This is a genomic window from Streptococcus humanilactis (assembly GCF_019448275.1).
Lineage (GTDB): Bacteria > Bacillota > Bacilli > Lactobacillales > Streptococcaceae > Streptococcus > Streptococcus humanilactis.
Genome location: NZ_JAHXBZ010000005.1, coordinates 141,638 through 151,964, shown reverse-complemented (window position 1 = coordinate 151,964; position 10,327 = coordinate 141,638). Strand labels below are relative to the sequence as shown.

Below are 10,327 nucleotides of genomic sequence, written 5' to 3'. Positions count from 1 at the left end.
GTGACGATAGCCTAGGAGATACACCTGTACCCATGCCGAACACAGAAGTTAAGCCCTAGAACGCCGGAAGTAGTTGGGGGTTGCCCCCTGTGAGATATGGAAGTCGCTTAGCTTTATTCCGCCATAGCTCAGTTGGTAGTAGCGCATGACTGTTAATCATGATGTCGTAGGTTCGAGTCCTACTGGCGGAGTAGTTAATTAAAGGGGGGTCAGCCTCTTTTTTGTTATGTAATTAATAATCTAGGCTCTTTTTCAACTGTAGTGGGTTGAAGAAAAGCTAAGCTCGAGAAAGCTCGAGAAAGGACGAAATGTGTCCTTTCTTTTTTGATATTCAGAGCGATAAAAATCCTTTTTTTTTGAAGTTTTCAAAGTTCCGAAATCCAAAGGCATTTCGCTTGATAAGTTTAATGAGATTATTAGTCGCTTCTAATTTAGCGTTGTAAGTTGTAATATGAAGTCTCTTCAAAGTAGGTAGGAGTTGCATTTTGAACCACTTTACAAATAGGAACTATAAACTCTCCCTCTACTTTTCTTGAAACAATTGAAGTCCGCTCAAAACGCCGTCCGATAATATTTTCATATACTTTCTCCTCTCTAGGAGTCCGTGCATCATAAGGACGATAGAGGTAGGGGGCGATTCCCGTTTCGTCAATATAGTAGATTGGAACTATAATAGTATGTTACAACTGCTAAAAATATTTCTAGAAATTAATTTGACTTTCCTAATCGATTTGTTCATCTCTTATTTCACTCTACTAGATATGCATAGCTTTATTATAACATGCGCATTTTAAACTAAGCGACTATACAGACATTAAGCATACCATCAGCTATTATAGATAATGCAAGATTACATAGATTTGAATATCTAATAATATGCGTTTTTCTTATTTTAAGATTTTTTTCCTCAGTCTCTTTTAGTATTCAACGCAGTCAATAAGGTTTTTATCAAAGTCTAATTTAGGTAGTAAATTTATTTCTATTCTGTCAACTTTTCCTATTTTTTCTCTTGTTGAGGTTGGTATTTTAACAATTCAGGAATTATTAAAGATTAATTAAAATTTTTTGTTAGAATAAGATCATAAAAAGTAAAGGAGTGTATGCTTATGCTACAAAATATTTATGATCAGATGACTGATTTCTATGACAGTATCGAAGAAGAGTATGCTACTTATCTTTGATAATAGTTGGGAATGGGAACATTTTCATTTTAAATTTTTGATTTATTATTTAGTTCGATATGGCATTGGGTGTCGTAGGGATTTTATCGTTTACCATTATCGTGTTGCTTATCGTTTGTATCTTGAAAAGATGATAATGAAACAAGGTTTTATTTCTTGTTGAGATAGTCTGAGTTAATTTCCGAACAAACTTATTTTTTTATGGCAATATAACAATAAATAGCTGGTAATTTTTCTAAAACATTTTTTAATAGTTGGAAATAGCAAATCTTTCTATTGTTTCTTCTTGATAAAAAGGCGATTTTTTCTTATAATAAATTGTAAGATATAATTGCAGGTGAGAGTCCTGCCATGTATGTGAGAAAGGAAGAGCCTGAGGGCTCAGACAAGATTATGACTTCAGTTGTTGTTGTAGGTACCCAATGGGGTGATGAAGGTAAAGGGAAGATTACAGACTTCCTTTCAGCGAATGCAGAAGTGATTGCACGTTACCAAGGTGGTGATAATGCAGGTCACACGATTGTGATTGATGGTAAGAAGTTTAAATTGCACTTGATTCCATCTGGGATTTTCTTCCCTGAAAAAATCTCTGTTATTGGGAATGGTATGGTTGTAAATCCTAAATCTCTTGTGAAAGAGTTGAGCTATCTTCATGAGGAGGGTGTGACAACTGATAACTTGCGTATTTCTGATCGCGCGCATGTTATTTTGCCATACCATATTGAGTTGGATCGTTTGCAAGAAGAAGCTAAGGGCGACAATAAGATTGGTACTACAATTAAGGGAATTGGTCCAGCTTATATGGACAAGGCTGCTCGTGTTGGGATTCGTATCGCCGATCTTTTGGATAAAGACATTTTCCGTGAGCGCCTAGAACGTAACCTTGCTGAAAAGAATCGCCTTTTTGAAAAATTGTATGACAGTAAAGCGATTGATTTTGATGATATTTTTGAAGAATATTACGAATATGGTCAACAAATCAAGAAGTATGTGACAGATACATCTGTCATTTTGAATGATGCGCTTGATAACGGTAAACGTGTTCTTTTTGAAGGTGCACAAGGTGTCATGCTCGATATTGACCAAGGAACTTATCCATTTGTTACGTCATCAAACCCTGTGGCTGGTGGTGTTACGATTGGTTCAGGTGTTGGTCCAAGTAAGATTGATAAGGTTGTAGGTGTATGTAAAGCCTATACGAGTCGTGTAGGAGATGGGCCTTTCCCAACTGAGTTGTTTGATGAAGTGGGAGAACGTATCCGTGAAGTAGGTCATGAATATGGTACAACAACTGGTCGTCCACGTCGTGTGGGTTGGTTTGATTCAGTTGTGATGCGTCATAGCCGCCGTGTTTCTGGTATCACTAATCTTTCATTGAACTCTATCGATGTTTTGAGTGGTTTAGATACTGTGAAAATCTGTGTGGCCTATGATCTTGACGGGCAACGTATTGACTACTATCCAGCTAGTCTTGAGAAATTGAAGCGTTGCAAGCCTATCTATGAAGAGTTACCAGGTTGGTCAGAAGATATTACTGGAGTTCGTAATTTGGAAGATCTTCCTGAGAATGCGCGTAACTACGTTCGTCGTGTGAGTGAATTGGTTGGCGTTCGTATTTCTACTTTCTCAGTGGGTCCTGGTCGTGAACAAACAAATATTTTAGAAAGTGTTTGGTCCTAAGAGATTTTTAAGATTTGTTTAAGATAGGTCGGGTATACTATAGACAGTTACAAGAAGACCTCCTAACTTGTTGTAACAAATATCCTAAACTTTTCTTTTTCATAATAATCTCCCTATAAAGTCACCGCATTCGGTGGCTTTTTTTGTCTTGGGATTCATGATATAATAATAAAATCGACAAGTAGGAAAAGGGAAATTGATGAATTATACAGTTGAAGAAAAAGAAGTCTTTATGAGAGAGGCATTGAAAGAGGCTGAGATTGCTCTTGAACACGATGAAATTCCAATTGGTTGTGTGATTGTCAAGGACGGAAAAATCATTGGCCGTGGGCATAATGCGCGTGAGGAGTTACAACGAGCGGTTATGCATGCGGAGATTATGGCTATAGAGCATGCGAACCTGAGTGAGGAGAGTTGGCGCTTGCTGGATTGCACGCTTTTTGTGACCATTGAGCCTTGTGTCATGTGTAGTGGGGCGATTGGACTTGCCCGTATTCCAAACGTGGTCTATGGGGCTAAAAACCAGAAATTTGGCGCTGCTGGGAGTTTGTACGATATCTTGACAGATGAGCGTCTCAATCACCGTGTGGAGGTTGAAACGGGAATTTTGGAAGATGAATGCGCAGCTATTATGCAGGACTTTTTTAGAAATAGACGGAAAAAATAATTTTGCTTTTAAAATGAATAGGAATGTGATATAATAAATAGTGGAGCAACAGTTCTGCGTGAAGTGGGTCAGGGGAGGAATCCAGCAGCCCTAAGCGATTTGAATTGTGTGCTCTTTTTTTCGTGCTTTTTCCGAATAAATAAGATAGAATAATCTAGAATAAATGATAAATAGAAAAGAGAAGATGATGAAAATTCGTGGTTTTGAATTGGTTTCGACTTTTACAGATGAAAATTTATTGCCCAAGCGTGAGACAGCGCATGCGGCTGGTTATGACTTAAAGGTTGCTGTGCGCACAGTTATTGCGCCAGGAGAGATTGTCTTGGTTCCGACAGGGGTTAAGGCTTATATGCAGCCGACTGAGGTTCTTTACCTTTATGATCGCTCTTCAAATCCTCGTAAGAAGGGCTTGGTCTTGATTAACTCGGTTGGTGTCATTGATGGGGATTATTATGGAAATCCTGGAAATGAAGGGCATATTTTTGCGCAGATGAAGAATATCACAGACCAAGAAGTGATTCTCGAAGTTGGGGAACGTGTGGTCCAGGCTGTCTTTGCTCCTTTCTTAATTGCAGATGGAGATATGGCTGATGGCGTGCGAACTGGTGGATTTGGATCGACCGGGCACTAGAATGAAGATTATCTTTGTACGCCATGGGGAGCCAGATTATAGTATGCTTGATAAACTTGAAAATCCGCAACTCTATAGTGGTTTTGGTCGTGATTTAGCACCATTGACAAGAAAAGGTCGCAGTCTGGCAAAAGAAGTTGCTAAAACTGCATGTTTTGGAAAGGCAGAGATTATTATTTCATCGTCTGTGACGAGGGCTTTAGAAACAGCCCATTATATAGCGGTTGAAACAGGATTGGACTTATTTGTGGAGCCGTTTTTTCATGAGTGGCGTCCAGACTTAGATGGTACTAATTCTGATTTAACTAGTGTATTGGTAGCTCATGAATATTATCTAAAACATCAAGGAGGTTTACCTGAAGATTCTCCTTATCGCTATGAAACTGCTCTGGAGATGTGTCATCGTTTTTTAAGAACTTTGGAAAAATATAAAAATTATAACACTATTATCATTGTAACTCACGGAATGCTCATGCGTCAGTTTGTGCCAAATGAGAAGATTGATTTTTGCCAAGTAATTGAGTGTGAGTTAGAGATATAGAAAGAGGTTTATCATCGCAAAGAAAAAAGCGACATTTGTATGTCAAAATTGTGGCTATAATTCCCCTAAATATCTGGGGTGTTGTCCTAACTGTGGGTCTTGGTCTTCTTTTGTAGAAGAGGTTGAGGTTGCCGAGGTCAAGAATGCGCGTGTGTCCTTGACGGGGGAGAAAAGACAGAAAGAAGAAATTTGCGACCGGCTTGCTGCTTGTATCTTCTCGTATCTTTGAGAAGCGTCGGGCTTCTTGCTTTACTAATCCAGATTTAAAAGATTTTTTAGAGGAAAACGGTGCTAAAAGCATAGAGTTTATAGGGGTAGATGGAAATAGCTGTGTTAAGGCTTCCGTTTTGGCAGCTACCAAGGAGAATTATCAGGTTTCTGTCGATTTGTCTGCTGTCGGAGTTGCCAACCAGAAGAAATTCTCTAAAACACTGAAGCAGTGGCAAGATTGCGGAATCAAGATTGGATAGTTTTATGGGGATCTTAATATGAAAATTATCTTTGTACGTCACGGGGAGCCAGATTACCGTGAGTTAGAGGAGCGTTCTTATACGGGATTTGGGATAGATTTGGCGCCTTTGTCTGAGAAGGGACGACTGCAAGCTCAGGAACTGAGCATCAACCCTTTACTCTCTTCAGCAGAAATAATCATATCTTCTGCAGTCACAAGAGCTTTAGAGACTGCTAGCTATGTGACTTGTGCTACGGGACTTCCTTTAAGAGTAGAGCCTTTATTACATGAATGGCAGGTCTATGGAACTGGAATAGAAAACTTTGAAACAGCTAGAAGACTGTTTTTAGAAAATAAGGGGGAGTTGTTTCCTAATAGTCCTATTCAATATGAGACAGCTACGGAGATGAAGTCTCGTTTTCTAGAATGCATGGCTAAGTATCGAGAATATCAGACTGTGGTAGTGGTAACTCACAACATGCTCATGCGCCAGTTTGTACCAAATGAGAAGATTGATTTTTGCCAAGTGATTGAGTATGAGTTAGAGATATAGAAAGAGGTTTATCATCGCAAAGAAAAAAGCGACATTTGTGTGTCAAAATTGTGGGTATAATTCCCCTAAATATCTGGGACGATGCCCCAACTGTGGGTCTTGGTCTTCTTTTGTAGAAGAGGTTGAGGTTGTCGAGGTCAAAAATGCGCGTGTGTCCTTGACAGGTGAGAAAACTAAGCCCATGAAACTGGCTGAGGTGACGTCAATCAACGTCAATCGAACCAAGACGGAGATGGAGGAATTCAACCGTGTACTTGGAGGCGGAGTGGTACCAGGAAGTCTCGTACTCATAGGTGGGGATCCTGGGATTGGGAAGTCAACGCTTCTCCTACAAGTCTCAACCCAGTTGTCCCAAGTGGGAACGGTTCTCTACGTCAGTGGGGAGGAGTCTGCCCAGCAGATTAAACTACGAGCAGAGCGCTTGGGAGATATTGATAGCGAGTTTTATCTCTATGCAGAGACCAATATGCAGAGTGTTCGAGCTGAGGTGGAGCGCATCCAACCAGACTTCCTCATTATTGACTCCATTCAGACTATTATGTCTCCTGAGATTTCAGGGGTGCAGGGATCTGTTTCTCAAGTGCGTGAGGTGACAGCTGAACTTATGCAGCTGGCCAAAACCAATAACATTGCCATCTTTATCGTAGGGCACGTGACCAAGGAGGGAACCTTGGCTGGTCCTCGTATGCTAGAGCATATGGTGGATACGGTGCTTTACTTTGAAGGGGAGCGTCATCACACCTTTCGTATTTTGAGAGCGGTCAAAAACCGTTTTGGCTCCACTAATGAGATTGGGATTTTTGAGATGCAGTCGGGCGGATTGGTTGAGGTACTCAATCCGAGTCAAGTTTTCCTAGAAGAGCGTTTGGATGGAGCAACTGGTTCATCAATCGTTGTGACCATGGAAGGGACGCGTCCGATTTTGGCGGAGGTTCAGGCTTTGGTGACACCGACCATGTTTGGAAATGCTAAGCGTACGACGACAGGACTTGATTTCAACCGTGCTAGCTTGATTATGGCTGTTTTGGAAAAGCGGGCAGGTCTTCTCTTGCAAAATCAGGACGCCTATCTCAAATCTGCTGGCGGTGTCAAATTGGATGAACCTGCGATAGACTTGGCCGTTGCGGTTGCTATTGCTTCGAGCTACAAGGACAAGCCAACTAATCCTCAGGAATGTTTTGTAGGCGAACTGGGATTGACAGGAGAAATTCGGCGCGTGAATCGTATCGAGCAACGCATCAATGAAGCTGCTAAACTGGGCTTTACTAAGATTTATGTACCTAAGAATTCCTTGACAGGAATCACTCCGCCCAAGGAAATTCAGGTCATTGGAGTAACAACGATTCAGGAAGTTTTGAAAAAGGTCTTTGCATAATCCGTGACAAATCCTCTTAAAAATGATAAGATAGGAGAAATATTTGACTATCAAATTTTCAAGGAGGGAATCGTGTCGTATTTTGAACAGTTTATGCAAGCCAATCAGGCTTATGTTGCCCTACATGGGCAGTTAAATCTGCCACTTAAACCCAAAACTAGAGTAGCCATTGTGACCTGTATGGACTCTCGTTTGCACGTTGCGCAAGCTTTAGGTTTGGCACTTGGGGATGCTCATATCTTGCGGAATGCAGGTGGTCGAGTGACAGAAGACATGATTCGTTCGCTGGTTATTTCCCAGCAACAAATGGGGACAAGAGAGATTGTGGTGTTACACCATACAGACTGTGGTGCTCAGACCTTTGAAAATGGTCCTTTTCAGGAATATTTGAAGGAAGAATTGGGTGTCGATGTGTCAGAACAGGATTTCTTGCCCTTCCAAGATATAGAGGAGAGTGTACGCGAGGATATGCAACTCCTTATCGAGTCTCCCCTAATACCAGATGATGTCATTATATCTGGTGCTATTTACGATGTGGATACAGGAAGTATGACAGTCGTAGAATTGTAAAAAATTTATTTAGAAAGAAAGTGTATGAAGAAAAACAGTATTTTATTTATTTTTATTTTATTGCTATGTATTGGTTTGCAGTATGAAACCATCTACTATACGGATGGTTCGATGTCAAGTGCGGAATATAGACTCATGGGAGTTTCTATCTTTCTAGCTCTCTTTTACATGATTCCGGCTCTTTATTTCCTCTTCCGTATTGGGAAAAAATGGGAATTACCAAAGAAGGCCTTGATTTTGTCTTTATTGGGAGGGATGTTTCTCTCAGGATGGTTGTCTAGTTTTGCTAATACCTATATCCATGATTTGCTGGGGGTTCTTTTCCCAGATAGTGCATTTTTAAATGCCTTTGAAAGTGCGATTGTGGCTCCTTTGATAGAAGAGCCCTTGAAATTGTTGCCACTTGTCTTTGTTTTAGCTTTGATTCCTGTGCAAAAATTAAAATCTTTGTTTTTACTAGGGATTGCTTCTGGTTTGGGATTCCAAATGATTGAGGATATTGGCTATATTCGTACGGATTTGCCAGAGGGCTTTGACTTTACTATTTCGAGGATTTTAGAGCGTATCATCTCAGGAATTGCCTCTCACTGGACTTTTTCAGGTCTGGCTGTAGTAGGTGTTTACTTGCTTTACAGAGCCTATAAAGGGCAGAAGGTTGGCAAGAAACAAGGGCTTATTTTCCTAGGTTTAGCCTTGGGAACTCATTTCTTGTTTAACTCTCCTTTTGTAGAATTGGAGACAGAGTTGCCCTTAGCGATTCCAGTGGTTACAGCTATTACTCTCTATGGTTTTTATCAGGCTTATCGCTTTGTTGAGAAGCACAATGGGTTGATGAACTAGAATACTTTTCAAAAGAATGATGCAAGGGCACAAATATGCTGCCCTTCTTTTATTTTTGATTGAAAAATAGTGTAAAAAGCGCTACAATGGTAGATGGAAAATCTTGTGAAAAGCACAAGCGATACATATATACCGGAGGAAATCATGTCTTTTTCTGATTTAAAGCTGTTTGCCCTTTCTTCTAATCAAGAATTGGCAAAACGTGTGGCGCAGGAGATTGGGATAGAGTTGGGGAAATCAAGTGTTCGCCAATTTTCAGATGGAGAGATTCAGGTCAACATCGAAGAATCAATCCGTGGGAAACACGTCTTTATCCTACAATCAACTAGTTCGCCTGTAAATGACAATCTGCTTGAAATTTTGATTATGGTAGATGCTTTGAAGCGTGCGAGTGCAGAATCTGTCAATGTTGTCATGCCTTACTATGGGTATGCACGTCAGGATAGAAAGGCGAGAGCGCGTGAGCCAATCACTTCAAAACTGGTCGCAAATATGCTTGAAGTAGCTGGAGTGGATCGTTTATTGACAATCGACTTGCATGCTGCGCAGATTCAAGGATTCTTTGATATTCCTGTGGATCACTTGATGGGTGCTCCTCTGATTGCGGATTATTTTGAGCGTCGTGGTATGGTTGGTTCTGACTATGTGGTTGTCAGCCCAGACCATGGAGGGGTAACTCGTGCTCGTAAGTTGGCAGAATTTTTGAAAACATCTATTGCTATCATTGACAAACGTCGTAGCGTTGATAAGATGAATACTAGTGAAGTTATGAACATCATCGGTAAGGTTGAAGGTAAGACTTGTATCTTGATTGATGATATGATTGATACTGCTGGAACGATTTGTCATGCGGCAGATGCCCTTGCAGAAGCTGGTGCTGTTGAAGTCTATGCAAGCTGTACGCACCCAGTTCTTTCTGGCCCTGCTATGGACAATATCCAAAAATCAGCTATCAAGAAATTGGTTGTTTTGGATACTATCTATCTGCCAGAAGAGCGTTTGATTGATAAGATTGAGCAGATTTCGATTGCTCATCTACTGGGTGATGCTATCGTCCGTATCCATGAAAAACGCCCACTTTCTCCACTTTTCAGTATTGAGAAAAAGATTTAATGACCAAGCCTGAGATAATTCTCAGGTTTTTTTCGTCTCTTTTCCGAATAAATAGATAGAGTCAGTGAATCTAGCAAACCTAGATTTAAAACTGTGGTATAATAAAAGGAGGAAAAGGATGATTCTAAGACATCCGGGCATCAGCCCAACCAATGACTTGGTTGCTAAGAAAATTTTCAGCAATCCAGAAATCACTTGTCAATTTATTCGCGATATGTTGGATTTACCAGCTAAAAATGTAACTATTTTAGAGGGAAGCAATATTCACGTCTTACCTTCCCTACCTTACTCAGCTCAGGATTTTTACACTAGTATAGATGTCTTGGCGGAGTTGGACAACGGTACTCAAGTAATTATTGAGATTCAGGTGCATCATCAGAATTTTTTCATTAATCGCCTGTGGGCTTATTTGTGCAGTCAGGTCAATCAAAATCTTGAAAAAATTCGCCAACGTGAAGGTGACACCCACCAGAGTTACAAACATATTGCACCCGTTTATGCCATCGCTATTGTAGACAGCAATTACTTCTCAGATGATTTGGCTTTTCATAGCTTTAGTATGCGAGAGGATTCGACAGGTGAAGTCTTAACCATCACAAGTAACGGTCAAGAAAACCACCTAGTCAAGATGGCGTTCTTAGAACTAAAAAAATATAGAGAAACCAGCAAAGACAAGGTTCGCAAGCCGTGGTTGGAGTTTTTCGGCAACAAGCCCTTTACCCAAG

10 protein-coding genes, 1 tRNA gene, 1 rRNA gene, 1 other RNA gene and 4 pseudogenes are annotated in these 10,327 nt (G+C 40.4%); 16 read left to right on the top strand and 1 reads right to left on the bottom strand.

The features are described from left to right. Together rrf and KV696_RS08030 are read left to right on the top strand one after the other, a co-directional pair. A 5S ribosomal RNA gene (gene rrf / locus KV696_RS08035) occupies positions 1–112 on the top strand; the annotation flags it as partial. 5 nt (positions 113–117) lie between these two features. Continuing rightward, positions 118–191, top strand: a tRNA-Asn gene (locus KV696_RS08030). Positions 192–290: 99 nt separating this feature from the next. Here the strand turns inward: KV696_RS08030 and KV696_RS08025 are convergent. Continuing rightward, positions 291–439, bottom strand: a pseudogene (locus KV696_RS08025) (transposase); the annotation flags it as partial. A gap of 667 nt (positions 440–1,106) precedes the next feature. On the opposite strand from KV696_RS08025, the pseudogene comW reads away from it, so the two are divergent. From comW to KV696_RS07950, 14 genes and pseudogenes are all read left to right on the top strand, one after another. Continuing rightward, positions 1,107–1,344, top strand: a pseudogene (gene comW / locus KV696_RS08015) (sigma(X)-activator ComW). 230 nt (positions 1,345–1,574) lie between these two features. After that, complete coding sequence (locus KV696_RS08010) at positions 1,575–2,861, top strand: adenylosuccinate synthase (RefSeq protein WP_219967335.1); 1,287 nt, start codon at positions 1,575–1,577, stop codon at positions 2,859–2,861. 199 nt (positions 2,862–3,060) lie between these two features. Beyond that, positions 3,061–3,528 carry a tRNA adenosine(34) deaminase TadA gene (gene tadA, locus KV696_RS08005; RefSeq protein WP_219967330.1) on the top strand — a complete coding sequence of 156 codons (468 nt, stop codon included), beginning with the start codon at positions 3,061–3,063 and terminating at the stop codon, positions 3,526–3,528. Positions 3,529–3,560: 32 nt separating this feature from the next. Continuing rightward, positions 3,561–3,658: signal recognition particle sRNA small type (gene ffs, locus KV696_RS08000), an RNA gene on the top strand. A 57-nt stretch (positions 3,659–3,715) separates the two neighbouring features. Further along, positions 3,716–4,159 carry a dUTP diphosphatase gene (locus KV696_RS07995; RefSeq protein ID WP_219967333.1) on the top strand — a complete coding sequence of 148 codons (444 nt, stop codon included), beginning with the start codon at positions 3,716–3,718 and terminating at the stop codon, positions 4,157–4,159. Position 4,160: 1 nt separating this feature from the next. Further along, positions 4,161–4,700, top strand: coding sequence for a histidine phosphatase family protein (locus KV696_RS07990; protein WP_219967334.1), 540 nt, complete (start codon positions 4,161–4,163; stop codon positions 4,698–4,700). Between the two features lie 10 nt (positions 4,701–4,710). Next, positions 4,711–4,872 (top strand): annotated as a pseudogene (locus KV696_RS07985) (DNA repair protein RadA); the annotation flags it as partial. Beyond that, positions 4,868–5,170: pseudogene (locus KV696_RS07980) on the top strand (isochorismatase family protein); the annotation flags it as partial. The pseudogenes KV696_RS07985 and KV696_RS07980, both read left to right, overlap by 5 nt. Positions 5,171–5,188: 18 nt before the next feature. Beyond that, complete coding sequence (locus KV696_RS07975; protein WP_219967329.1) at positions 5,189–5,704, top strand: histidine phosphatase family protein; 516 nt, start codon at positions 5,189–5,191, stop codon at positions 5,702–5,704. Between the two features lie 10 nt (positions 5,705–5,714). Continuing rightward, a complete protein-coding gene (gene radA / locus KV696_RS07970; protein WP_192855426.1) occupies positions 5,715–7,079 on the top strand; it encodes a DNA repair protein RadA in 1,365 nt (454 codons plus the stop codon). Positions 7,080–7,151: 72 nt separating this feature from the next. Further along, positions 7,152–7,649 carry a beta-class carbonic anhydrase gene (locus KV696_RS07965; protein ID WP_219967328.1) on the top strand — a complete coding sequence of 166 codons (498 nt, stop codon included), beginning with the start codon at positions 7,152–7,154 and terminating at the stop codon, positions 7,647–7,649. A 24-nt stretch (positions 7,650–7,673) separates the two neighbouring features. Beyond that, a complete protein-coding gene (locus tag KV696_RS07960; RefSeq protein WP_219967327.1) occupies positions 7,674–8,489 on the top strand; it encodes a PrsW family intramembrane metalloprotease in 816 nt (271 codons plus the stop codon). Between the two features lie 144 nt (positions 8,490–8,633). After that, positions 8,634–9,602 carry a ribose-phosphate diphosphokinase gene (locus KV696_RS07955; protein WP_033682853.1) on the top strand — a complete coding sequence of 323 codons (969 nt, stop codon included), beginning with the start codon at positions 8,634–8,636 and terminating at the stop codon, positions 9,600–9,602. A gap of 118 nt (positions 9,603–9,720) precedes the next feature. Continuing rightward, positions 9,721–10,327 (top strand): Rpn family recombination-promoting nuclease/putative transposase (locus KV696_RS07950; RefSeq protein ID WP_258318585.1); only part of this gene is annotated, 607 nt, incomplete at its 3' end.

What these genes read in the sequence shown, in the direction of transcription:
- KV696_RS08010 (WP_219967335.1), top strand. Translation starts at nt 1,575, where the DNA reads ATGACTTCAGTTGTTGTTGTAGGTACCCAATGGGGTGATGAAGGTAAA.
- tadA (WP_219967330.1), top strand. Translation starts at nt 3,061, where the DNA reads ATGAATTATACAGTTGAAGAAAAAGAAGTCTTTATGAGAGAGGCATTG.
- KV696_RS07995 (WP_219967333.1), top strand. Translation starts at nt 3,716, where the DNA reads ATGAAAATTCGTGGTTTTGAATTGGTTTCGACTTTTACAGATGAAAAT.
- KV696_RS07990 (WP_219967334.1), top strand. Translation starts at nt 4,161, where the DNA reads ATGAAGATTATCTTTGTACGCCATGGGGAGCCAGATTATAGTATGCTT.
- KV696_RS07975 (WP_219967329.1), top strand. Translation starts at nt 5,189, where the DNA reads ATGAAAATTATCTTTGTACGTCACGGGGAGCCAGATTACCGTGAGTTA.
- KV696_RS07960 (WP_219967327.1), top strand. Translation starts at nt 7,674, where the DNA reads ATGAAGAAAAACAGTATTTTATTTATTTTTATTTTATTGCTATGTATT.
- KV696_RS07955 (WP_033682853.1), top strand. Translation starts at nt 8,634, where the DNA reads ATGTCTTTTTCTGATTTAAAGCTGTTTGCCCTTTCTTCTAATCAAGAA.